Source organism: Streptomyces pacificus, from assembly GCF_011766325.1.
Taxonomy (GTDB): domain Bacteria; phylum Actinomycetota; class Actinomycetes; order Streptomycetales; family Streptomycetaceae; genus Streptomyces; species Streptomyces pacificus.
Genome location: NZ_BLLG01000010.1, coordinates 1 through 24,082 on the forward strand (window position 1 = coordinate 1; position 24,082 = coordinate 24,082).

Here is a 24,082-nt window from a genome sequence, read left to right on the forward strand (position 1 = left end):
CCCGCCCGGCCCCGACCACCCCGCTCCCGAGGCCGCCCAGGGCATCAAAATCAGCGACCGCATCGCGGCCCGCGAGGCAGCTCTATCCGCACAATCGCAAAGGAGCGCAGTGTGATGACAACGGTTTGTCGTAGGCGTCGCCGACCGAGCCGATGGAGGCGGCGATACCGGCGGCGTCCAGATGCTCAGCGGGCCTGAACGGCGTGTACTGCGACCCGGCGTCCGAATGACGAATCAACTCACCCGGCTGAATGGCCTGTTGGTCGCAGTCACGTTGCCAGACGGCCATCTCCAGAGCGTCCAGGACGAATTCGGTCTCCTTCACGGCGGCCGCTGACCAGCCGACGATCCGGCGGGAGAAGGTGTCCACGACGAACGCAACGTAGACGGTCGCGGACCAGGTCTTCACGTGGGTGAAGTCCGCCACCCAGCACCGGTTCGGAGCGGCGGCGGCGACGTCGCGGTCGGCGAGATCGGGGGCCCGATCGGCTTGCCCGCCGGGGATCGTGGTGATGACGCGCTTGCCGCGCACCGCGCCCTGGATCCCGAGTTCGCGCATAAGCGCTCGACGGTGCAGCGGGCTACTTCGTGGCCCTGCCGCTTCAGCTCGCGCCAGACCTTCCGGGCCCCGTAGACGCGGTAGGTGGACGGGTAGACCCCTGGATCCGCTCTTTGAGCTCCTCATCGCGCACGGAACGGGCGGAGGGAGTGGAGGGTCGTGCCATGACTCAATCCTTACATGGAATCGAGTCTCCACTTCACACGGGGCGGTTCACTGCCGCTGTGCCAGGTGCGTCACCCGACGGCCTCATTCCTTCTGTGCCAGCGCAGCGGCTGCGGCGGTGAGGTGCTCGGCCGCGAAGGTGAGCCCCTCGACACCCCCCATTTCGTCGTCTTCGTGCTCGATATTGACCGCAATGGTGGGGTTCACCGAGCGGAGCGCCTGGAGGAAGCCGGTCCAGTAGGCATCGTCATGACCGCGTCCGACGGCCACGAAGTTCCAGGAAGGCTGTTCCGGGAAGTGGTTGAGGACGTAGCGCCCGCCAACGCAGATGGTGCCCGGTGCGTCGAGGTCCGGAGCGGTGAAGCGGTCGTCGAGCACCCCATTGATCCGGCAGTTCTCCTCGTTGATCCGGGTGTCCTTTGCGGCGGCGTTGAAAACACGGTCCCCAAGGTGCTTGATGGCCTCGATGGGTTCCATTCCCTGCCAGAACAGATGGCTCGGGTCCATCTCGGCGCCTATGTGCGTGGAGTCGGTACGCTCGATGAGCCGGAACAAGGTGGCCGGATTGTACACCAAGTTGTGCGGGTGCATCTCGATGCAGATGCGAACGTCGAAGCGACGCGCTCGGTCTTCGATGTCGCGCCAGAAGGGCACGGCGACCTCGTCCCACTGGTATTCCAGCACTTCGGTCGCGGCGCTGTTCCAGGGAGTCACCATCCATGCGGGGGCCAGGGCGCCGGCGTGGGCACCGGGTTGGCCCGACATGGTGACGACGTTGCGGACCCCGAGCCTTCCCGCCAGTTCGATCGACGCATGCAGGTCGTGGGTGTGCGGCGTGCTGACGCCGAGATCCGGGTGGAGAGCGTTACAGTTGACGTTGAGAGCGGTGAGTTCCAGACCCGCGTCGTTGATCCTCTTGAGGTACTCTTTGCGCGCCTGCTCGCTGGCCAGCAGGGCGTCGACGTTGATGTGCGGAGTGGGCAGATTGCCCCCGGAGTTGATCTCGATGCTTGTCAACCCGAGATCCGCGAGCAGGGGCAGACATTCGGGAAGGCTCCTGTCGTGCAGACATGCCGTATAGGCGCCAAGCTTCATGGTGCTTCCTCCATATCTCTACCGAAGGGCAATTGCGCTTTGGGCGCAGGCGGCCCGGACACCACGTTCTCTCCGGGCGCGTGTTCCGTTCGCCCACCGCCGCTTCGCGTGCGCCGTCCTACCGCCGGACGCTGTACGCGGGATCTGCGCGGCGGCGTCATGTCCGCCGGTCCCTCTCCGGAGTAAACGCACAAGGGATACAGGTGCTCGATATCACCATGAAACAGTATATATTCATCCCCGAATCGAGACTTCCCCAGGCGACGGTCTGGTCTGAAGGCCCTTGGGTGCAGATCCACTGAGGTGCTGTCGATCAGGCGGTGGGTATGACCTGGTCGCGGTAGCGCGTCTGGTGGTTGCGGATGAACTCCTGCTGCTGGTGCCACGCCCAGTAGGCGTGGAAGTCGCCGTTGGCACGGAGGGCACGCGGCTTGAGAACGACTTCGGCTCCGGACAGGCCCCAGCGGGCGCCGGTGATGTCCAGGCGGTCTTCGACCAGGTGTCGGACTCTGCTGCTGCCCGACCCACTGCGCGAGTGGCGATGGATCAGTGATGATCTCTGCTGCGGCTGTTGCCCCCTCGTGCAGCCGTGGAGGTGGTGCGGGTGCCGATGCGACCGACGGGACAGACCAGCGATCTGCTGCGGAGCGTGACGGGCGACTCGGCGACCCATGCGGACCTCCATCCGGCGGACGTCCGCGCAGCGTAACGTCCCGCGCACCGGCCGTCAGGACCGCCTCGGGACCTCCGACGGGCCGCTACGGGCCGCTGACGAGCCACCGGCCGACCGCGCTGGAGCAGCGCCGAGTGACGGCCGGTGGACCGCCATGGGACCGCCGTAGAACGCCATGGAACCGCTGGTGGACCGCCCTCCTCACCGGCCAGGTGACCGCGTCAGGACGGCCCGGGATCCGTTCACGGCCGCGCCGAGACCGGACAGGAAGCGGACAGGAAAGGCATCCGCGCAGCACTCCGGCCGCGCGCCCCGGCCAGGCCACCGCAGCACCGTGTGGCACCGGAGCAGCGCTCCGGCCGCGCCTGCCGACGGGCTCCGCCGTGGTGCCGGCGGGCGATCCGGCGGCAGGCGCCGCGCCGGCTCCCTGACGATCGGTCAGCGGGTGTTTGCGGCGGCGTCGCAAGGCCGCTGACACCACGTCAACGATTGTTACGCTCGCGTAACCCACCGATCGGTTACCGCGAGTAAAGACAAGAGGTTACCGTCGGGTCACTTTGCCGGCACGAGTCGGCCGGCACGAATCAGGAGTGAGCGATGGGACACCCCCACAAAGCCCTGCGCACCTCGACGACCGGCGCCCTCTGCACGGCACTGCTGGCCGGGACGGCCTTCGGGCTCGCCCCGGCCGCTCCCGCGGCGGCGGCCGGGGCATCGAGCGCACCCGGTATACGGTTCGTCGACATCCGCGGCGACGGCGGCACCGTCCTCAAGGCCAACGTCGTCACCCCGGCCGGCGCCGGCGGTTCGCGCACGTACCCGGTGGTCGTACTGCCCACCAGCTGGGCCACACCCCAGGTCCAGTACCTCGCGCAGGCCCGGAAGCTCGCCGGCTCCGGCTACGTCGCCGTCACCTACAACGTCCGCGGCTTCTGGCAGTCCGGCGGGAACGTCGAGGTCGCCGGCCCACCGGACATCGCCGACGCGCGCAAGGTCGTCGACTGGGCGCTCGCCAACACCCCGGCCGACCCGTCCAGAGTGGGTATGGCGGGCATGTCGTACGCGGCCGGGATCAGCCTGCTCGCCGCCGCGCACGACGACCGGGTCAGGGCTGTGGCGGCGCTCAGCGGCTGGGCCGACCTCACCGGCTCCATCTACAGCGGCCGCACCCAGCATCGCCAGGCCGCGGGGCTGCTCCTCGGCACGGGCCGTCTCACAGGGCGCCCCAGTCCCGAGTTCCGGGAGTTCGCCCGGGACTTCCTCAGCGCGAAGCTGGACAAGGAGGACGAGATGGCCGCGTGGGGGGAGAAGCGTTCCCCTTCCGCCCACGTCGACCGGATCAACCGGAACGGCACGGCCGTCATGCTGGCCAACGCCTGGGGCGACAGCATCTTCCCGCCCAACCAGTACGCCGACTTCTACGAGCGGCTCACCGTGCCCAAGCGGCTGGAGTTCCGCCCGGGCGACCACGCGACCCCGGAGGCGCCGGGGCTCCTCGGACTGCCCAACGACGTCTGGGACGGCGCCCGCCGCTGGCTGGACCACCACCTCAAGGGCACCGACAACGGGGTGGACCGCGAGCAGCCGGTGCGCATCATGTCGCGCACCGGCAGGGGTTACGAGACCTACCCGGACTGGAAGTCGGTGGGCGCCGACACCCGCAGGATCGCCCTGCGCGGCACCGAAAGGATCCGCGCGAACATCGACTCGGGAGCCAACGGCGGCACCGCCATGCTCTCCGGCACCATGGACCAGTTCGTGAAACTGCCCCCCACCGCCTCGATACCGCTGCTCCCCCGGTGGTTCGCCGCGGTCTGGCGGTCCGAGCGCTACGGCACCCCCCAGCGGATCAGGGGCACGGCGACGCTGCACACCACGGTCTCCAGCACCAAGGGGAGCGGCACCCTCGTCGCATACCTCTACGACGTGGGGCCGCTCGGCCTCGGCAAGCTGGTCAGCCATGCGCCGCACACGTTCCACGGCCGGACACCGGGCAAGCCGTTCCGCGTAGACCTGGAGCTGTTCTCCACCGCCTACGACGTCCCGGCCGGCCATCGCCTGGCCCTGGTCGTCGACACAGTCGACCCGCTCTACATCGAGCACAACCCGTCCGGCGCACGGCTGACCTTCTCCTCACCCGCGACCGACCCCTCGTATGTGTCGGTCCCGTTGCGCGAGCAGTGATCTCCGGCCGGCGCCGAGCCGGGCGCGGCTCTACGAGCTACCGCCCGGCTCCGGGGGACGCGCGACGCACACACGCTCCATGACGACATCACTCAACTCGATCAGCGGATCGACGGCCATACGCTGCTCTGCCCCAATCTCGGTGGTGTCGAGGTCAGCGCAAACTATCCAGCCCGGCAAGGCACTTCACGACCCGACACGCACCGAATGGGACAAAAGCGGTAATAGCCATCTAAAGGGATCGAATCTGGATCAGGCTTCGGCCGCCTCCGCGTACACCTGGAACAGCTCGGGCGATCCGTGCACCGCCCAGTCGAGTCCCGCCTCCACCACATTGACCTCGCGGCCGGAGGCGAGCCGGACCACGGGGTGACCGCCCGGCCAGACATGCCAGGCGGCGCCCCGCACGGTACGGACGATCACCGTGCCCAGGTACAGGCCCGCGTCGTTCCCCAACCAGGGCAGCTCCTCCTGGTCGTCCCGCCAGCGCGGGGTCAGCTGGTCCAGCGCCTGCAACGAGGACGGCGTGTCGTCCAGTGCGAGCCCCTGCTGACCCACCCGCGCCCGCAGGAGCTCGCACTCGGACAGCAGCTCCGCCATACCCTCGGGATCGCCCCCGGCCGCGGACGCCGACGACTGGCTCATCGGGCCGCCGTGCCTTTTACGCCAGCTGCCCAAGAATGGGATGTTCATATCGATCAGCCTCGCATTCCCTTGCACGGGCGCACCACTGGGCGCGCGGACGCCGGCCGGAGAGCGCGCCTCCCGGGCGGTGGTCAGAGGTCGAGATCGACAACCACGGGGGCGTGGTCCGAGGCGCCCTTGCCCTTGCGCTCCTCGCGGTCGACATAGCCGTCCCTGACGGCCGCGGCGAACGGCTCGTTGCCGTACACCAGATCGATGCGCATCCCCCGGTTCTTGGGGAAGCAGAGCTGGCGGTAGTCCCAGTATGTGAACGGGTGGTCGTACTTCAGCGGGCGCGGAACCACGTCGCTGAGGCCCGTCTCGCGCAGTCCGGCCAGTGCGGCGCGTTCCGGCCCGGTCACATGGGTCATCCCCTCGAAGGAGGACGGATCCCACACGTCGTCGTCGGTCGGCGCGATGTTGTAGTCGCCGAGCACCGCGAACGGGCGGCCGGACGCCGCATCCTCCGCTACCGCGCCCCTCAGCGCCTCCAGCCAGGCCAGCTTGTACGTGTAGTGCTCGTGGTCGACCTCGCGGCCGTTCGGCACGTACACCGACCAGACGCGGACCGGGCCGCAGGTGGCGCTCACCGCCCGCGGCTCCTGCACCCCGCCGTACTCCGGGCCGCCGGGCAGGCCCTTCACGACGTCCTCGAGACCCACCCGGGAGACCACCGCCACGCCGTTCCACCTGCCGTCGGCGTGGACCGCGGACTCGTAGCCCAGCTCTTTCAGGGCGCCCACCGGGAACTGCTCGGCGGTGCACTTGGCCTCCTGGACGCACAGCACGTCCGTGCCGCTGCTCTCCAGCCAGGCCAGCAGCCGCGGAAGGCGGGCGGTGATCGAATTGACGTTGAAGGTGGCGATGCGCATGCCGTCAAGCGTAGCCGCGGGGTCGGACAGTCACGGGCGGCCCATGGCCCCCGGGGGAACCGGCGCGACCCGGCCCTGGCCGCGCTCTGCCGGGCCTCAGAGCTCGATGGACTCCCCGGAGGCGAGTCGGCGGTGGCCGGCGCCGCCGAGGGTGCCGATATGGGTGTCGTAGACGGGGCGGGCACGGTCGGCGAGCAGGGCGTCATGGATGTCGACCGCCCGCACCGGACCGACCGCGCGGACGTAGTCGACGACTTCTGCGACCTTGTTCCACGGGGCCATCACGGGGAGCATCAGCGTCTCCACCGGCTCGTCGGGGACGGTGAGTGCGTCGCCGGGGTGGAAGAGCGAACCGTCCACGAGGAACCCGACATTGGTGATCCGCGGCAGATCGGGGTGGATCACGGCATGCAGTTCGCCGTGCACCTGCACGCCGAAGCCGGCCGCGGTGAAGGTGTCGCCGTCGCCGACGGTGTGCACCCTGCCGGGGAAGGCGGCCGAAAGCTTCCCGGCCACGCTGCGGAGGGTCCAGACCTCGACGGCGGGGTCGGCGTCGAGCGCGACCCGGAGCCGCTCCTCGCTGAAGTGGTCCGGATGCTCGTGCGTGACGAGCAGGGCGTCGGCCCCGGCGGCGGCATCGGGCTCGCTGAAGACCCCGGGGTCGATGACGAGGGTCCGCCCGGCCTTCTCGAGGCGGATGCAGGCGTGCGACTTCTTGGTGAGCTTCACGGGAACGGCCTTCCTCTCACGTCCGGGGCCCGCACGATGCGCCGCACCCGGTTCCACGGGCCGGTCCTTCCCGCCCGCTCCGCTGTCCGCTCCGCCCGGGAGGGGGACGGGGGTGCGGAGGTCGAGGAGGTGGGGACGGGGCGGGCGCTCAGTCGCGCGGGGTGGTCTCCTCCAGGATCACAGACCGGGCGACCCTGAAGGCGGCGTTCGCCGCCGGGGTACCGCAGTAGACACCGGTCTGGATGAGGATCTCGCGGATCTCCGTGGGGGTGAGTCCGTTGCGCAGCGCGGCGCGGGTGTGGGAGGCCAGCTCCTCCAGGTGGCCGCCCGCCGCCAGGGCCGTGAGAGCCACCGCGCTGCGGGTCCGCCGGTCGAGGCCCTCCCGGGTCCAGACCTCGCCCCAGGCGTAGCGCGTGACCAGCTCCTGGAAGTCCGCGGTGAACTCGTCCGCCCCCGCCATCGCCCGGTCGACGTGCGCGTCGCCCAGCACCGCACGCCGGACCTCCATCCCCGCCTCGTACGGGTCGGGCCGCAGCGCACCCTCGGGATGGGGCTGCTCGGCTGCCGGGGCGGTCTCGGCGACGGGGGCCACGGGCCCGGAGGCGCACGGGTCGGAGGGCACGGACGAGGCGGGGGAAGCGGCAGCCGCAGAAGGCGCAGAAGGACCGGCGGCGGCTGAGGAGACGGTGGACGAGGCGGGGGCGGAGGAGGCGGTACAGGGGGTGGGAGGAGCGGGGGCAGAGGGCGCCTGGGGCACAGAGGGCACCTGGGGCGCAGAGGGCGCAGAAGGACCGGCAGGAGCGAACTGAGGCGCGGGGGGCGCGTGGAGGGTCTCCTGCCAGGCCAGGGAGAAGTGCCGGACGAGCAGATCGGTCACCGCGGCCGGCTGCTCCACGGGCGCGAGGTGCGAGGCTCCGGGGACCAGGGCGAGGCGGGCGTCCGGTATCCCGGCGACCAGTGTGCGCGCCTCGGCGGGCCCGGTCAGCTGGTCGTCGGAGCCGACCAGGACCAGCGTCGGCACGCCCAGCCGCCCCAGGTCGGCTCGTACGTCGAAGGCGGCGAGCGCCTCGCAGGCGGCGATGTAGCAGCCGGGGTCGGTGGTGCGCACCATCTGGACGGCCCACTCGACGATGGCGGGCTGCGCGGCGGCGAAGCCCGGGGTGAACCAGCTCTCGGGCGCCGCGCGCGCCATCGGGTCGAGACCGCTGGTACGGACGATCACTGAGCGCCGGCGGAACTCGTCCGCCGTGCCGAACCTCGGGGACGCGGCCACCAGGGCGAGCGAGGCGACCCGGTGCGGGATCCGCAGCGCCAGGACGATGCCGACCGCGCCGCCGACGGAGCAGCCCGCGTAGCCGAAGCGCTCGATACCGAGCTCGTCGAGCGTGGCGACGAGCCGGTCGGCGAGTTCGGGCACCGACCCGGCCGGGTGGGCCGGCGCGCCGCCGTGCCCCGGCAGGTCGAAGCGCAGCACCCGCCACCGCCGCGACAGCTCCGGCACTTGCCGGTCCCACATGTGCCATGTGGTACCCAGTGAGGGACCCAGGATCAGGACCGGGGCCTCTTCTGGCCCGTCAAAGCGGTATTGCAGGGTGTTCGGCGGTGTCTCACTCACGCGTCAGACCCTCTCACGTCTCACGGACGCCCCTATAACGCAGGGGTGCGGGCCTTGACCGCGGAGTCCTTGACTAGTTTGCAGATCCGGGTGGCGTGCACGGGTCCGTCGCCGGATTCGGCCTGGGCCCGGGCGCGACCGCTGAGCACGGCTCACGCTGCGGCCTGCGCGTCGAGCGGGTCCGACTTGCCGAGCAGCCGGCGGGCCGTCCGGTCGGGCCGGTTCACTTCGAACACCTGGATCTGCTGGGTCACCAGGTAGCGGGACAGGCCCGCGCCGAAGGTACCGGTGCCCTCCACACCGGCCCGGCGCACCGTCCCCCGCTTGCGGGCCCAGACAAGCAGTTGTCGGTAGCCGGCCGCCGTGGCTGGAAAGGACTCGGTGCCCAGGGCCTTCCCGAGCGGGGAGATCACGGCGGCGACATGCACCTCGCCGTGCGCGTCCACGCCCAGCACGACCTCGCCCCGATGGGGCGGATCCGTACGGGAGTAGGTGCTGCGCTCTCTGGTCGTCATGGTGGTTCGCCTCGATCTCATGAGTCAGACCCCGTCCGGGACGGCACCGCGCCACCGCTCACTGCTCCCGGCACAACGGCATGACCCGACCACAGTGTGAGCGCCCAGCGGGTCGGCAATCAATCCCTCAGGTGTGGCCGACAGGTGTATCGCCTGCCCGAGGCCGGAGAATGATCCCGCTCAAGCAGCCCCTTCTTCCGTTTCCGGCCCGCTGCCTGCCCTCAACTCACCGTCGAGGGTCCGTCTACCCACGCCGTCTCGCGCTCGGGATCACCTTCGCGCCAAATCGTGCGGCCGCGCGGAGTCCTTCGTCCACTCAGCCAGCAGACCCATGGCCAGGGCGAGGGGGGACCCCGTTGTGTTTCGGCCCCGATTCCCGCAGCACGTTAGTTCGAGGATTCTCCTGATCATGCATCACCGCGACCTCTCTTCACTCCTGACCCGCAGGTGATGCATTGTGCGCACACAAGCGCGAAGACTCGTCACGGCCCTTCTGACCCTGGCTCTCCTGGTGATAGCGGGTGTCGTCCCCTCCTGGGCGTTGCCCCGGGACCGTCTGCCCTCCACAGCCACCGCGACCATCGCACAGGCGCAGGTCCGGACAGCTGCCGACCTGCCCAAGCCCCCCGAAGCCATGACGCTGGCTGAGCGGCGCAGGCAGGTCGACGAGGACCGGCACGAACGGTCGCCGATGCGCGAGTACATGAACGCGCCGGAGAAGAAGCCCAGGGGCGAGCCCCGCAGCCGGCCGGACAAGGACCGCGTGGAGCGTGGGCCCGCCGCCGAGTCGAAGGTGGCTTTGCAGCCTCTCGCGGCGGCGGCCGAGAACCCGACCTGGGTGTCGTCCTGGGCCACCGCGTATCCGGGCATGCTGTCGATCGGCGGGCAGGTGAAGCTGCCCAAGCGGGGAGATTCGTACACCGGAATGTGGCTGTACGTCCTGGACGAGGGCGGCTACCCCGTCGTGCAGCAGGAGATCAAGAAGTCCACGGACGATCCCAGCGGCGACACCCCGGACACCGGGGCCTGGTGCTACGACTGGTGGGCGAGCAACTCCTCTCCCACGGACCGGTGTTTCTGGTGGACCGGCAGCGCGCTGGGCGGAATTCTCGAGGACGGCAAGGAGTACTACGCCTGGGTCTTCCTCAACAGCGCCGACGGGACGTCGAGTCCGGGCGGCACCACCTCGCCGCTGGTGGAAGCGTTCTACACTCCGGTGATCCCCGGTGCGCAGGCGGGAATCTGCACCTGCTACGCACAGGCGCACCGCGCCGACCCGGTCAACACGGCGACCGGCATGTTCTTCGAACAGCTCACCGACGCCTCCCTGGTGAGCCCCGGCGTGCCTCTGACCCTGGAACGCACCTACCGCTCCGACTCAAGTGCCGTCGGCCTGTTGGGGCGCGGCTGGGCAACGCCGTTCGACGCCAAGCTGACCGCGGCGACGGGGAAGGTGACCTACCGGACGGACGACGGGGCGTCGTTCGTCTTCACACAGAACAGTGACGGCACATACGCCGCCCCGGCCGGGTCGGCGGCCAAGCTGGTCAAGGGCGCGAGCGCCTACACGATCACCACGCCGGACCACACCAAGCGGACCTTCAACAGCAGCGGCCGGCTCACATCCGTGGTCGACGGAGCCGGCAAGGGACTGACCCTGACGTACGCGTCCGGCACGCTCGCCTCCGTCAAGGACGCCGCCGGCCGCACCACCACCTTCACGCCCGGTGCCGACGGGCTGCTGTCCAAGGTGGGCCTGCCCGACGGCACGTCGGTGTCGTACGGCTACACCGGCGGTCTGCTGACCTCGGTGACCGACCCGGCCGACAGAACGTCGTCGTACGCCTACGACGCGAACAAGCGGCTGTCCTCCCACACCGACCCGGCGGGCGGCAAGGTCACCAACGTCTACGACACCACGGGCCGCATCAAGTCCCAGACCGACCAGAACGACAAGACCACCACGTTCACCTGGGACGGCAGGAGCGAGTCACACACCACGGCGCCGGACGGCGGCGTGTGGACCGATGTCTACGCCGGCAACGTCCTGATGGAGACGATCGACCCATACGGCAAGAGCATCACCTACGACTACGACCGTCACCTGCGGCCCGTCGCCATCACCGACCAGCGCGGCAACACCACGGAGATGACGTACGACAGCGCCGGGCGGATGCTCACCCGTAGCGCCCCGTCCGCGCTCGGTTACGTGGAGAGCTGGACCTACGACGGTGCGGGCAACATCACCAGTCACACCGACGGCCGCAAGAACAAGACGACGTACACCTACAACACATCGAACCAGCTGACGTCCACCACGGACCCGCTGGGCGGCAAGACCGCCTACACGTACACCCCGCTTGGTTCGCTGGAGACCGTGACGACGCCGCGCGGCAAGGTCACCGCCTACGGCTACGACACGGCCGGCAACCGGACCTCGGTCACCACGCCGCTGGGTGAGAAGACGACGTTCACCTACGACAAGGCCGGCCGGATCCTGACGAGGACGGACCCGCGCGGCAACGCCACCGGCGCAGACCCGGCCGAGTTCACCACGACGTACGCCTACGACGGCCGCGGCCTGCTCAGCTCGGCCACTGACCCGCTGGGCCGCACCACGACCTACCGGTACAACGGAGCCGAACAACTGACGTCGGCCGAGAACCCGGCGGGCGGCACCACCACGTTCACCTACGACGACGCCGGACACCTCACCCGGACCACCGACCCAGCCGGCGACTCCGTCACCCGCACCTATGACGCGAGCGGACGCCTGTCCTCACGGACCGACGCGACCGGCGGCAAGACCACCTACACCTACGACAAAGTGGGACGCCTGCTGAGCAGCGTCTCCCCGCGCGGCAACGCCACCGGCGCCGACCCGGCCGCCCACACCACGAGTTACACCTACGACGCGGCCGGCAACACCATCAAGGTCACCGGCCCGACCGGCGCGTCCACCACCACGACCTACGACGCCGTCAACCGGCCCCTCACGGTCACCGACCCGCTGGACCACACCACCGGCTACACCTACGACGCCAACGACAACGTCACCAAGATCACCGATGCCGCAGGCGAGACGGCCACCTCCGTCTACGACAAGAACAACCGACCGGCCAGCAGCACCAATCAGCTGGGCAAAACCACCACCAACGCCTACGACGCCGACGGCAACCTGCTCAGCCGCACCTCCCCGCTCGGCCACAAGTCGAGCTGGACCTACGACGGTGACGGGCGCCGGGCCACCGCGGTCGACCCGCGCGGCAACGCCACCGGCGCAGACCCGGCCCGGTACACGACCACCTACGGCTACGACCCGGCCGGCAACCCCACCACGGTCACCGACCCACTCGGCGGCGTGACCACCACCGCCTATGACGCCGTGAACAACGTCGTCAAGCAGACGGACGCCGACAAGCGCGCCACCGCCTACGGATACGACACGTTGGACCGGCTGACCGAAGTCACCGCTCCGGGCGGTGCAGTCACCACATACGGCTACGACACAGTGGGCAACGTCACCGAGCGTACCGACGCCAACGGGCACGTCACCACGTACGGCTACGACGCGGCCCGCCGCCCCACCTCGGTCACCGACCCGCTGCAGCGGGAGACCGCCTACGCCTACGACGCCGACGGCAACCTCACCGAAAGGACCACGCCCCGCGGATCCACCGGCTACACCTACGACCCGCGCGGCCTGCTCACCAAGGTCGACTACTCCGACTCCACCCCCGATGCGACGTTCGGCCACGACGCCGCCGGACAGCTGACCGCCCGCGCCAACTCCAAGATCTCCGAGGACTTCGTCTACGACGCGGTCGGAAACCTCACCAAGACGCGCGGCTTCGCCTACACCTACGACGCCGCCGGGCAGATGCTCACCCGCAAGTACTCCGACGGCAGCACGATCACCTACACCTACGACAACGACGGCCGCACCGCCACGATGCTGGCCGACGGCAAGACCACCGCCTACACCTGGGACCCGGCCGGCAACCCCACCAAGTCCGCGCTGCCCAACACCGAGACCGAGGACCGCGCATACGACCGGGCCGGCCGCCTCACCACCGTCACCTCCGCCAAGGCCGGCACCACGGTCACCGAGACCGCGCACACCCTCTCCCCCGCGGGCCTGCCCACCCGCGTCGACATCACCCGCGCCAACGTCGGTACGACCGGCTACGACCTCACCTACGACACCGCAGGGCGCCTCACCTCCGGCTGCTTCCCGCAGCCCTGGGTCGCCGGCTGCGCCGCGAGTCGCGCCACGTCCTACACCTACGACAAGGTCGGCAACCGCCTCACCTCCACCCTCGGCACCACCTCCACCGGTTACACCTACGACGCGGCCGACCAGCTCACCTCCACCACCACCGGCACCGCGACCACCGCCTACGGCTACGACGCCGAAGGCAACCAGACCAAGAAGGGCGCCGACACCTACACCTACGACCTGGCCGGACAGATCTCCGCAGCCACCGTCGGCGGCACCGCCTACACCTACGACCACGACGCCGGCGGTAACCAGGTCGCCACCCTCAAGGACGGCGCGGTCACCCACCGCACCCAGTGGGACCCCAACGCCCCGCTGCCGATCCTGGCCACCGAATACGACAGCGCCTGGAGCATCAAGCAGTCCTTCCGCTACGACCCGCTCGGCCAGCCCACGTCCGTCAAGACCGGTGCCGGGACGCTCTTCTACTACCACCACGACACCCAGGGCTCACCGGTCGACGTCACCAACAGCGCCGGCACCCTCTACCAGCGCTGGGCCTACGACCCGTTCGGTACCCGGGTCCTGGGTACCGTCACCGGCGGCGCCCCCGCGAGCCCTCCCTCCTACACCGGCGCCCGCTACGAGACCACCACCGGCAACCTCGACCTCCACGCCCGCCAGTACGACACCGCCACCGGCCGCTTCACCCGGCCCGACCCGGCCACCCGCGCCCGGACGACCCCGCACATATCGCCCTACGCCTACGCCGACAACGCCCCCACCCTGCTGACCGACCCCAGCGGTCTGACCCCCGACGACCCGAACAACGGCCGGGTCGACAGCCTCGGCGAAGCGGCAGGCATCTTCGGTGACGCCTTCGTCGACGTCTTCACGTCCCCCTTCGTGTTCCTCGGGGACGTACACGACGCGTTCACCGGCGAGAACGGCGGCGCCGGCGCCTTCGTCGACAAGTACCTCCCCGTCCGCCCCGCCTACCGCCTCTACCGCGCCGAATACCTGCTCCGCCAGCAGGGCTGCGACGCCCTCGCCGACCTGTACGCCGAAACCGCCGAAGAACTCAGCCAACAGATCGCCCTCGTAGGCATCGGCGGCCTCACCGGCTGGCGACGGGCGGCTGTGGCGCCCGAGGTACGCGGGCACGACATCCCCACGCACGGCAAGGGTGTCGGCCCGGCCGCCGAACGACTCCCCGGTGGACGTCCTGACGGCCAAGCCGTGATCGCAGGTCACGGCTGGTACGTCCGTGGCACCGGCGATACGCAGATGCCAAGCGGCACCTGGGGCTACTTCTACGTGGAGGACGGCCTGGGCCTTCGCCAGTCCGTCGGACTCGCAGTCGAACAGGGAAAGAAGATCAAGCCCACAGAGATCGTCGGTCCCGGTAAGACACTTCCCGACTACACCGTGGCTCCGGGCAACGACCTCAGGATGATGAACGGCTCGATCACGGTGAGCAAGGACACGCTGCTCAGTGAGATCCTCAAACCCAACATGGGCCCGGTACACCTGGCGATCTGCCGGAAGCACTGCGACCCCCGTCGTTGAGGAGCGACGCATGACCTACTACCCCGACCTGACCCGTTACTCCTACGACGAGTCGGACCAGGAGATGCTCAACGTCGGCTGGCTGGCGCCGGAGCACGGCTACCGCACGGGAGTCGTGGATGAGCGCGTAGTGGACGCGTTGAAGATCCTCAGCGCCGCCTACGACAACCAGATGCGCGGCGTCCACCACTGTGAGTTCTGCGGCATCGACCGTCCCGTCGTCCTCGGCGGCCCCGCCGGGGACACTGAGGTGTGGCTCGGATCGGCGGAGATTCGGGTGCAGGGAGCCGACGGCACGCGCTACGCGGCGCCGAACCTGGTGGTCCACTACATGACGGCGCACCATTACTGCCCGCCCGAGGAGTTCTGCCGCGCGGCAGCACGGACGGCAGGCATCGAAACGGCTGGAGAACTGACCCTGGCCGATTGATCCGCGTCGGATCGCGGCCTCCGGCACCTACGGAAAGGCCGCGATCCGACGGCGGTCCCATCCAGCCGGTGACCTGCCACGGCACAGGCAAGGCCGCGGACGAAGCGGCCGGCCGCGGTCTGGTACGTGGGGCTGCCCGCGCTCGGCTCCGCCCGGTCCCCCGCGGCAGGCCCCGCGCTGCCGGAGCACTCGAAGGCCTCAGGGCCGGGGGCCCGGCCGTCGAGCGTGTGCCGGGCCTCATGCCGCTCCGCGCGGTCGCGGTCGCGGTGCCGGATCAGGGGGTCGCGGTGGAGACCACGAACACCATGGGCGCGGACGGGTCGGTCAGATCCACGGCGATGTCGTGGCTGGGGCGGGGGCCGGGCTGCCGGTGCGAGACCCCGGCCCATGCGGCATCGGGCCTGAACACCCAGCCGACGGTTTCGGCGTCGCGCGCGCCGACGGGCACCACCCCGGTCTTCAGCCGCGCACGGCTGGTGCCGATGTCGTTCAGGAAGGCGTCGAGCCCGTCCGCGGTCGTCCGGAACTTGACGTACAGCCGGCTCGACTTCCAGTTGCTGGTCTCGTAGTAGGCGACCTCGGTGGACCGGGCGGGGATCGGCACTTCGAAGACGCGGCGCTTCATCCTGGACGGCCAGTGGTCGCGCAGCCCGGTCGCCGACGACTCGGCCTCCTTGTCCCGGCCGCTGTCCCTGCTCTGCTCGGCGGAGATGACCAGGTATCCGGCGGGGATGCCGATCAGCAGGACGATGACGGCCGCGGTGAGCGCCCGGCGCCAGATCATATGCCGGCGAGCCTCGGGAGGGTGCATGTTCTCTCTCACGGGTGCCGTCTGCCGGGGCGAGGTCCTCACTCGGGGTCCTGGCGGGTGGGGCGGTCGCTGTCGCCGTTGGCCCCGGGGCCTCCGGCGCCGCGGAGGACCTGGGCGTAGCGCTCGAATCTCTCGTGCCGCTCGACACGGCGGCGCTTGGCGCGGCGGAACCGGCGGGCGACGAGCCGGGCGAGGTCGGCGGCACCGACCATACCCGCCTCCGGGCCGAGCTGGGCCCTGGCGATGCGGGCCTCCGGCCGGTAGCCGCGACCGGTGAGATGGCGGCGGAACGCGTCCCGGGCCGGGACGATCAGGAGGTCGTCGGCGGCGCTGACCCCACCGCCGATGACGAAGCACGACGGGTCGAGGGCGGCGGCGAGATTGGCGATGCCGACGCCGAGCCACTGCCCGATGTCCTGGAGGAGTTCGACGCACATGGCGTCGCCCTCCCGGGCCAGCTCGGTGATCAGCGGGCCGGTGATGTCGGGGATGTGGCCCTTGACCCGCTCGATGATGTCGTACGCGACCGGCGAGTCGGCGGCCGCCAGTTCACGTGCCTCGCGGACCAGGGCGTTTCCGGAGCTGTACTGCTCCCAGCAGCCGCGGTTCCCGCACGGGCAGCGGTGCCCGCCGGGCACCACCTGCATATGGCCGAACTCGCCCGCGACGCCGAACTTGCCGCGCTTGACCCGGCCGTCCTCCAGGATCGCCCCGCCGATCCCGGTGCCGAGCGTGATCATGACGAGGTGGTCCTCGCCCCGGCCGGCGCCGAAGCGCCACTCGGCCCAGGCGGCGGTGTTCGCGTCGTTGTCGACCATGACGGGGACGGCCAGCCGGTTCTGCAGCGAGTCCCGCAGCGGCTCGTTGCGCCAGGCCAGGTGCGGGGCGAAGAGCACGGTGGAGCGGTCGGCGTCCACCCAGCCGGCGGCGCCGATGCCCACGGCGTGCACATCGTGCCGGTCGGAGAGGTCGAGCACCAGTTCCACGATGGTGTCCTCGACGACCTTGGGGCTCTTGGACCGGTCCGGGGTCTCGGCGCGGATCTTCTCCAGGATGAGCCCGTCGGCATCGACCACACCGGCCATCACCTTGGTGCCGCCGATGTCGATGCCCACGGTGGGGACGCGCGGCGCGGTGAGGAGCGAGCGCCGCTCCCGATGGCCGACGGTCCGCAGGACGGTGGCCCGGGCGGGGTTCCGGTGGGCGAAGTCGCGGTACGTGCTCAAGGCGTCCCTGCGGGTCGTGGCGGCGGGTCCGGGTCATCGGAGGCGGGCGGCGCCCGCCGTGCCCGATTGTGCCATCCGGACCCCGCACCGGCCCGGGGCACTCTCCGGTGGGCGCGGGATGGTGGGCGCGGGATGGTGGGCGCGGGATGGTGGGTGGTGGGCGCGGGATGCCGCGGGGCTCCGGCGGAGCGGTGACGCGACCGAGCGGTGACGCGGCGAGGCGGCCCCGCTCAGGCCCGCGCCCCCGTGCCGCCCCCGATGCCCTGGCGGTCCGCGGTCAGCGCGGAGGCCCGGCGGGCCGGGTCCGGGTAGCGGGCCTCGACCGCCGCGTCGAGGAGGCGCAGCTCGGTCCGTACCGCCCCGAGGTGCCGCCGGGGCAGCCCGGCGGCCAGGAGTCCGTCGAGCAGCGCCCTCAGGCGTCGGGGGACCTGCAGGGAGCCGGCGCCGTACTCGCGGATCTCGGTGACGGCGAGCTGGAGGAAGTCCTCCCAGGAGCGGCCGGGGACCCGGAGCCGGGGCACGCCGCCGACGTCGCGCAGGGTGTGGTGTCCGCTCAGCTCCAGCCGTCCGAGCGTGTGCAGGAAGCCCTCGATGTGGTTGAGGACCTGTACCGCCGTGGTGGGGTCGTTGACCGCAGGGGAGAGCGCCCTGACGGCGATGTCCACCAGGATGCGCAGCGCGAAGGCGGGATCCTGTTCGATGGTGCGCTCGACACCGAGGGCGACCAGCCCGGTGAGCTCCCGCGGTGGCGGCGGTGTGGCGCCGTGCACCTCGAACAGTGTGGCCCCGGGCGGCACGAAGTCGCCGACGGGGTGGGTGAGCACCACGAGGCAGTCGTACCGCTCGGCGAGCGCGGCGAGCCGCTGCGGGGCGAACCCCTGGAGCGCGCCGCCTGTCGGGCAGGGCACCCGTGTCAGGGGCCCCTCGGGCGCCCGGGGGGCGTCCGAGGGGCCGAGGGCGCCGCTCGCGGCGAGCAGCGCCCCCTGGTGGACGACGCGCCGTCCCGCCCGCGTGACGAGGGCGGCGATGGCCACGGGCCGCAGGTTGTGGATGAAGCGGTTCAGGTACATCAGCAGCAGCACCAGGCTCACGGCGACCGCCGCCCCGGCGAGGGTGACGCCGAGGTCGGGCACGAAGTCCGCCTCGATGCTGCGCAGCATCGAGAAGGCGAAGGAGAAGGTGCCGGTGAAGGTCGCGAGTACGGCCTTCTGGAGCCGGTCCCGGTACCACAGCCGCATATAGCGCGGCGACAGGGTCCCGGTGGCCTGCTGGACGACGAGGATGCCGATGGTCACGACGAAGCCGAGCAGCGCGACCATCGCTCCGACGATGGAGCTGAGGACGCTGCTCGCGGTGGACGGGGAGTACCGCCACTGCTGCGGCACCCGGACGGCTCCGTCGAGCGCCACGGCGGCCTCCGCCAGGAGCGAGCCGAGGACGATCCCGAGCAGCGGGACGATCCAGAGGCTCGCGATGGCGTACTGGCGCAGCGCGAAGACCCTCGCCCAGGGCAGGGGCGCGGGGACCCGGCGTCCAGTCTTCCGTCGTGCGGTTCTCGCCTCCACGTCAGAGCCCTTCCCCGCGGCGGGCAAGTCGTCCCGAAAAGCCCGTATTACGGGAACTGCCTAAGCTGAGGGGGCGGCATCCGCTCGCGACCCGGCGCGAAAGGGGCTCGGGATGGGCGACGACCACCCCCTCATCGAGGACCACGGGCTGATCGGCGACCTGCAGACGGCGGCGCTGGTGAGCACGCGGGGGACGATCGACTGGTACTGCACACCGCGGTTCGACTCGCCGAGCGTCTTCGGCTCGCTGCTGGACGGCGAGAAGGGCGGGCACTTCACGGTCGTGCCCGTGGACCGGAACTACGCCACCAAGCAGTTGTACCTTCCCGACACCGCGGTCCTGGTCACCCGTTTCATGACCGAGGCGGGCGCGGGCGAGGTCGTCGACTTCATGCCGGTCACCGGCTCCACGGCCACCCGGCGGCACCGTCTGGTGCGGCTGCTGCGCTGCGTCCGCGGCAGCCTCGCCTTCAGGGTCGACATCGCTCCGCGCTTCGACTACGGCCGCTCCCCGCACAAGCTGCGCTACACCGAGCGCGGGGCGGTGTTCGCCGCCGACGGCCTGGAGCTGACGGTCCACGCGCTCCGCGGGAGGGGGGACGACCGGCTGGCCGCCGGCGACCTCGGCGACCTCGGCGACCACGACATGCGCTTCGGTATCACCCTGGAGGCCGGCCAGGAGCGCGGGGTGGTGCTGGAGACCTTCGCCGACGGACCGCCCCGCCATGTCCACCACACCGAGTTCCTGCGGCTCTTCGACGAAACGGTGCGGTTCTGGCGCGGCTGGCTCGGCCGGTCCCGCTACTCGGGCCGCTGGCGGGAGGCGGTGGAGCGGTCGGCGATCACACTGAAGCTGATGACGTACGCGCCGAGCGGCGCGATCGTGGCGGCCCCCACGGCCGGGCTGCCCGAGCAGCTCGGCGGCGAGCGGAACTGGGACTACCGGTACACCTGGATCCGCGACGCCTCCTTCTCCGTGTACGCCCTGCTGGGCCTCGGCTTCACCGACGAGGCCCAGGCCTTCATCGGCTGGCTCCGCGACCGCGTCCAGGAGAAGGCCGGCCGCGACGGCGGCTCGGGGCCGCTGAACGTCATGTACCGGGTCGACGGCTCCTGCGACCTCGAGGAGGAGATCCTCGGGCACTGGAAGGGCTACGAGAACTCCAGCCCCGTCCGGATCGGTAACGGCGCCGCCTCCCAGCTCCAGCTCGACATCTACGGCGAGGCGCTGGACAGCATCCTCTTCGCGCACCGTCGGGGCATCCAGCTCGACCACCGCGGCTGGACCTCGCTGCGTACCCTCCTCGACTGGCTCAGCGACCACTGGGACCAGCCCGACGAGGGGCTGTGGGAGACGCGGGGCGGGCGCCGGGACTTCACCTACGGGCGGGTGATGTCCTGGGTCGCGTTCGACCGGGCGCTGCGGCTGGCGAGGGCGAGCGGCCGGCCGGCCTCCCTCGAACGCTGGGCCGGGGAGCGGGACAGGCTGTACGAGCAGGTCCTCACCAGGGGCTGGAACGAGCAGCGGCAGGCGTTCGTCCAGCACTACGACACTGATGTGCTCGACTCGTCGCTGGTGCGGATGTCGACGGTCGGCTTCATCACCCCCGACGACCCGATGTGGACCGCCACACTGGACGCCATGGACCGCGAACTGGTGAACGACAGCCTCGTCTACCGGTACAACCCCGAAGCCTCCCCCGACGGCCTGCGCGGTTGCGAGGGCACCTTCTCGCTGTGCACGTTCATGTACGTCGACGCGCTGGCCCGGGCGGGCCGGCTGAACCAGTCGAGACTGGTGCTGGAGAAGATGCTCACCTACGCCAACCACCTCGGTCTGTACTCCGAGGAGATCGCCCTGACGGGACGTCAATTGGGCAACTTCCCGCAGGCGTTCACCCATCTGGCGTTCATCGACACGGCACTCACCCTGGACGCGGAACTCAACCGCGCGTGCGGGGACGGCCGGAGGGGGCCGTCGGAGTCCGACCTCTGAGCCCCGCCCCGGCCCGGCCCCGCGGTGCGGGCCGGGACTCGGACCGGTCGCGGGACGGCCCGTGCCGCCCGGCGCGAAGAAGGCTGTCGCCGCGAGCCGGCGGCGGGCGCTCGCCGGCGTCCCCGCTGAAAAGCGCGCCCCCGGCCGTGGCGGCACCCCGGCCGTGGCGGTCCCCTGACTGCGCGGGTCCGCCGGCGGCGGCCCGGCCGTGGTCCGGACCGCGGAGCATGTCCTGCCGGTGCGGGCGGCGCGGTCGCGGTCCGGCACGGGAGTGCGGTCGCCGTCCGGCACGGTGGACCGGTCCGTGGAGGGTGTACCGCCCGACGGTGGGGACCGGTGTGTCGGCCTCGCGCCGCCGTCAGCCGCTCCCCGCGGTGCCGCTGCCCCCGCGCAGATCGGACTCGGAGAGGGACTCCAGCTCCGCGTGGGTGTCGAGCCAGTAGAGCAGGACGAGGGCGGGTCCGACGAGGACCAGCGCGACGGCGGTGACGACCAGCAGCCACACCATCGTCGACGGTGCACCCGCGGCCTGCTCGATGGTCAGGGAGGTGGGAATGAGGTAGGGGCGCTGGGCCACCCCCCAGGCCACGACGGAGGCGGCGACGATGCCCGCTGCGGACCAGCGGGACCAGCGGGTGCGGCCCCGCAGGAGCATCACCGCCGTCGCCACCGTGCAGGCCACGGCCACGAGGGCGAGGGCCAGCCCGGCGCCCCGGGTGAGCCCGTTCCACAGGTGCGGGGCGTCGGTGGGGACGACGAAGAGCGCGGCCACGCCGAGCAGCGCGGCGGCGGCCAGGGCGCCCAGGGCCCGGCGCCGGAAGTAGCCGACGAGATCGGGGGCGTTCCACCGCTCGGCGTCGCGGGAGAGGAACACCGCGCCGAGGAAGGCGGTCCCGGTCACCGTGAGCAGCCCGAAGAAGAACGACGTCGGGTTCGCCCAGGCGTCCGCCGACGCGGTGGTGCCGGGCGCGACCCGGCCGGAGGCGATGCCGCCGACGGCGGCGCCGAGGAAGTACGGGGTGAGCAGCGAGGAGACGGCGAACAGCGCCCCGTACAGCCGCCGCCCGGCCACCCGCTTGATCGGCTTGCGCAGCGCGAAGCCGGCGCCGCGCAGGACCAGGCCGACGACGGCGAGGGCCAGGGGCAGCCACATGGACGAGAACACCGTCTGGAAGAGCACCGGGAACCCGGTCCACATGATGACGAGCACGAAGATCAGCCAGACGTTGTTGACCTCCCACACGGGTGCCATGGCGTGGTCGATCAGCCACCGGGGGCGCCTGCCGCGCTCTGCGCCGCCCGCGGTGAGGTCCCAGAACCCGGCGCCGTAGTCGGTGCCGCCGGCGCAGGCGTAGGCGGCGACGGCGAGCAGCAGCACCAGCGCGACGATGCCCCCGGTCGTCATGGCGTCCCGTCCTCCCCCGCCCGGGCCCCGGTCCGGGCGGCCGGGCCCGGCACGGCGGCGCGCGGGCCGTAGGGCGTCTCGGTCTCCGGGCCCTCGGCGGGGGAGGCGGCCCCCGCCGCCGCGTCCTCGAGCCGCCAGCGGGTGCGCAGCTTGAGCAGCACCGCGAGGAGGGAGCCGAAGATGAAGGCATACACGACGATCACCACGCCGAACATGGTCCAGAGGGTGGCGGGGCGGGTCGACGTGACTGCCTCGGCGACCCTCATGTTCTGGTACACGATCCAGGGCTGCCGCCCCACCTCGGTGGCGATCCAGCCGCACTCGACGGCGACGACGGACGCGGCTCCGGCGCAGGCCGCGCCGCGGTAGAACCAGCGCGACCCGGGCAGCCGTTCGGCCGCCGGCCGCTTCCGCCTGCGCCACACGGCCCACGCGTAGCAGAGCACGAGCAGCCCCAGCAGCGAGCCGATGACGACCATGATGTCGAAGGCCCAGTGCACGATCGTGGCCTCGGTGGGGTCGGGCCGGTCGGACGCGGGTACCGAGGTGAGTCCGGTGACCTGGGTGTCGGGCCGGAACCCGGCCAGGACGGAGTCGAGTTGCGGGATCCTGATGCCGCCGGTGACGGTGCCGTCCGGGTGCAGGCGGCCGAAGATGTACTCCGGCACATGGGTGTCGGTCTCCCACACGAGCTCCATCGCGGCGAACTTGATCGGCTGCTGGTGGAAGACGGAGCGGGCGATGAAGTCGCCGAGCACGAACTGGACGGGCGTGAGGATCGCCGCGACGGTGAACGGGACGGCGAAGCCGATCCGGTGGTAGTGGTCCCTGCGGCCTTTCAGGATGCCGACGGCGTAGACGCCCGCGACGACGAACCCCGCGGTCATGAACATCGCCACCACGAAGTGCCAGAACTGCGGCCCGAACATCGGGGTGAAGACGGCCTTCCAGACGTCGACGTCCACGGGGTTGCCCGTGGAGTCGAGCCGGAAGCCCTGGGGGGTGTTCATCCAGGAGTTGGCCGCGAGGATGCCGAAGGTGCCGAGCAGCGCGGCGGCCGGCAGCGGCAGTCCGAGGAGGAAGTGGGTGCGCGCCGGCAGCCGCCGCCAGCCGTAGAGGTAGACGGCGATGAGGACGGCCTCCAGGAAGAACGCCCACGCCTCGACGCCGAAACCGATGCCGAAGACGTCGCCCCAGCGGCCCATCAGCCCCGGCCAGAGCAGCCCGAACTCGAAGGAGAGAACCGTGCCGGTGACGACGCCGACGGCGAACTGGAGGGCCATGACGGCCGACCAGCGGCGGGCGAGCAGCAGGGCCGTGGGGTCGCTCCGGCGCAGCCCGCGGTAGTGCATGATCAGTGTGATGAGCGGCAGTGCCACCCCCAGCGGCACCAGGATGATGTGGGAGGCGAGGGTGAACGCCATCAGCTCCCGGGCCGGGAGCAGTTGGGCGGGTGCGTCCGCGACCAGCAGATGCGCCCCGGGCGGCAGGGATAGCGGATCGTGCATAGGTGCCTTCGGTCGTCGGAACCCTCCGGATCGCGCGCCGTGTCAGCCGCCGGCGGCGAATCCGTCGTCCGCACCGGCCCGGCCGAGGGCGATCGCCGTCGCCTTCCCGATGCCCGAGTTGGCGCCGGTGACCAGCGCCTTCTGGCCCTTGAGCAGCTGCGGAACCGGGTACGGTACCGCTCCGGCCTGGGAACTCACGATGCCTCCTTGGAGCGCGCCCGCCCGCGGCCCGGGATCCCCGGCGGCGCTGGACGGGCCCGCG

The 24,082-nt window shown here is 71.0% G+C and carries 17 protein-coding genes and 1 pseudogene; 4 read left to right on the forward strand and 14 right to left on the reverse strand.

Features of this window, described 5'->3' with window-relative positions:
* Positions 1 to 82: 82 nt before the first annotated feature.
* The 3 genes from SCWH03_RS17320 to SCWH03_RS29915 form a co-directional block, all read right to left on the reverse strand.
* Positions 83 to 559: a DDE-type integrase/transposase/recombinase gene (locus tag SCWH03_RS17320; RefSeq protein WP_173265170.1), complete on the reverse strand. Its 477-nt coding sequence runs from the start codon at positions 557 to 559 to the stop codon at positions 83 to 85.
* 249 nt (positions 560 to 808) lie between these two features.
* Positions 809 to 1,819 carry a sugar phosphate isomerase/epimerase family protein gene (locus SCWH03_RS17325; RefSeq protein WP_173265171.1) on the reverse strand — a complete coding sequence of 337 codons (1,011 nt, stop codon included), beginning with the start codon at positions 1,817 to 1,819 and terminating at the stop codon, positions 809 to 811.
* A 313-nt stretch (positions 1,820 to 2,132) separates the two neighbouring features.
* Positions 2,133 to 2,492 carry a hypothetical protein gene (locus SCWH03_RS29915; RefSeq protein WP_173265172.1) on the reverse strand — a complete coding sequence of 120 codons (360 nt, stop codon included), beginning with the start codon at positions 2,490 to 2,492 and terminating at the stop codon, positions 2,133 to 2,135.
* A 597-nt stretch (positions 2,493 to 3,089) separates the two neighbouring features.
* On the opposite strand from SCWH03_RS29915, the gene SCWH03_RS17335 reads away from it, so the two are divergent.
* Positions 3,090 to 4,676 (forward strand): CocE/NonD family hydrolase, encoded by a 1,587-nt coding sequence (locus SCWH03_RS17335; protein ID WP_173265173.1) that lies wholly within the window; start codon positions 3,090 to 3,092, stop codon positions 4,674 to 4,676.
* A gap of 252 nt (positions 4,677 to 4,928) precedes the next feature.
* Here the strand turns inward: SCWH03_RS17335 and SCWH03_RS17340 are convergent, their stop codons facing one another.
* The 5 genes from SCWH03_RS17340 to SCWH03_RS17360 form a co-directional block, all read right to left on the reverse strand.
* Positions 4,929 to 5,369, reverse strand: a complete 441-nt coding sequence (locus SCWH03_RS17340) for a DUF6278 family protein (protein ID WP_173265174.1) — start codon at positions 5,367 to 5,369, stop codon at positions 4,929 to 4,931.
* A gap of 83 nt (positions 5,370 to 5,452) precedes the next feature.
* Entirely contained in the window at positions 5,453 to 6,232 is a 780-nt protein-coding gene (locus SCWH03_RS17345) for an exodeoxyribonuclease III (RefSeq protein ID WP_173265175.1), read from the reverse strand.
* Between the two features lie 96 nt (positions 6,233 to 6,328).
* A complete protein-coding gene (locus SCWH03_RS17350; protein WP_173265176.1) occupies positions 6,329 to 6,961 on the reverse strand; it encodes an MBL fold metallo-hydrolase in 633 nt (210 codons plus the stop codon).
* Between the two features lie 148 nt (positions 6,962 to 7,109).
* On the reverse strand, positions 7,110 to 8,576 hold the full coding sequence (gene pcaDC, locus SCWH03_RS17355; RefSeq protein ID WP_173265177.1) for a bifunctional 3-oxoadipate enol-lactonase/4-carboxymuconolactone decarboxylase PcaDC: 1,467 nt from the start codon (positions 8,574 to 8,576) through the stop codon (positions 7,110 to 7,112).
* A gap of 152 nt (positions 8,577 to 8,728) precedes the next feature.
* A complete protein-coding gene (locus SCWH03_RS17360; RefSeq protein WP_254076814.1) occupies positions 8,729 to 9,091 on the reverse strand; it encodes an IS110 family transposase in 363 nt (120 codons plus the stop codon).
* Positions 9,092 to 9,725: 634 nt separating this feature from the next.
* Between SCWH03_RS17360 and SCWH03_RS17365 the strand changes: the two genes are divergently transcribed.
* The gene (locus tag SCWH03_RS17365) at positions 9,726 to 14,879 is read left to right on the forward strand and encodes a DUF6531 domain-containing protein (protein WP_254076830.1); all 5,154 of its coding nucleotides are present in this window, start codon (positions 9,726 to 9,728) and stop codon (positions 14,877 to 14,879) included.
* 10 nt (positions 14,880 to 14,889) lie between these two features.
* Positions 14,890 to 15,309, forward strand: a complete 420-nt coding sequence (locus SCWH03_RS17370) for a DUF7919 family protein (RefSeq protein ID WP_173265178.1) — start codon at positions 14,890 to 14,892, stop codon at positions 15,307 to 15,309.
* A 274-nt stretch (positions 15,310 to 15,583) separates the two neighbouring features.
* Here the strand turns inward: SCWH03_RS17370 and SCWH03_RS17375 are convergent, their stop codons facing one another.
* The 3 genes from SCWH03_RS17375 to SCWH03_RS17385 all read right to left on the reverse strand — a co-directional run bounded on the left by SCWH03_RS17375 (position 15,584) and on the right by SCWH03_RS17385 (position 18,911).
* Positions 15,584 to 16,093: a hypothetical protein gene (locus SCWH03_RS17375; RefSeq protein WP_173265337.1), complete on the reverse strand. Its 510-nt coding sequence runs from the start codon at positions 16,091 to 16,093 to the stop codon at positions 15,584 to 15,586.
* 65 nt (positions 16,094 to 16,158) lie between these two features.
* On the reverse strand, positions 16,159 to 17,346 hold the full coding sequence (locus SCWH03_RS17380; protein ID WP_173265179.1) for an ROK family glucokinase: 1,188 nt from the start codon (positions 17,344 to 17,346) through the stop codon (positions 16,159 to 16,161).
* Between the two features lie 230 nt (positions 17,347 to 17,576).
* On the reverse strand, positions 17,577 to 18,911 hold the full coding sequence (locus SCWH03_RS17385) for a DUF2254 domain-containing protein (RefSeq protein WP_254076815.1): 1,335 nt from the start codon (positions 18,909 to 18,911) through the stop codon (positions 17,577 to 17,579).
* 112 nt (positions 18,912 to 19,023) lie between these two features.
* Here SCWH03_RS17385 and SCWH03_RS17390 point away from each other — a divergent pair, with 112 nt between their 5' ends.
* The gene (locus SCWH03_RS17390) at positions 19,024 to 20,907 is read left to right on the forward strand and encodes a glycoside hydrolase family 15 protein (protein ID WP_173265180.1); all 1,884 of its coding nucleotides are present in this window, start codon (positions 19,024 to 19,026) and stop codon (positions 20,905 to 20,907) included.
* A 358-nt stretch (positions 20,908 to 21,265) separates the two neighbouring features.
* On the opposite strand, the gene SCWH03_RS17395 is transcribed toward SCWH03_RS17390, so the two are convergent.
* The 3 genes and pseudogenes from SCWH03_RS17395 to SCWH03_RS17405 form a co-directional block, all read right to left on the reverse strand.
* Complete coding sequence (locus SCWH03_RS17395; RefSeq protein ID WP_173265181.1) at positions 21,266 to 22,312, reverse strand: cytochrome d ubiquinol oxidase subunit II; 1,047 nt, start codon at positions 22,310 to 22,312, stop codon at positions 21,266 to 21,268.
* On the reverse strand, positions 22,309 to 23,820 hold the full coding sequence (locus tag SCWH03_RS17400; RefSeq protein WP_173265182.1) for a cytochrome ubiquinol oxidase subunit I: 1,512 nt from the start codon (positions 23,818 to 23,820) through the stop codon (positions 22,309 to 22,311). Before SCWH03_RS17400 ends, SCWH03_RS17395 begins: the two co-directional genes overlap by 4 nt.
* Before the next feature lie 66 nt (positions 23,821 to 23,886).
* Positions 23,887 to 23,976, reverse strand: a pseudogene (locus SCWH03_RS17405) (sugar dehydrogenase); the annotation flags it as partial.
* Positions 23,977 to 24,082: the final 106 nt, after the last annotated feature.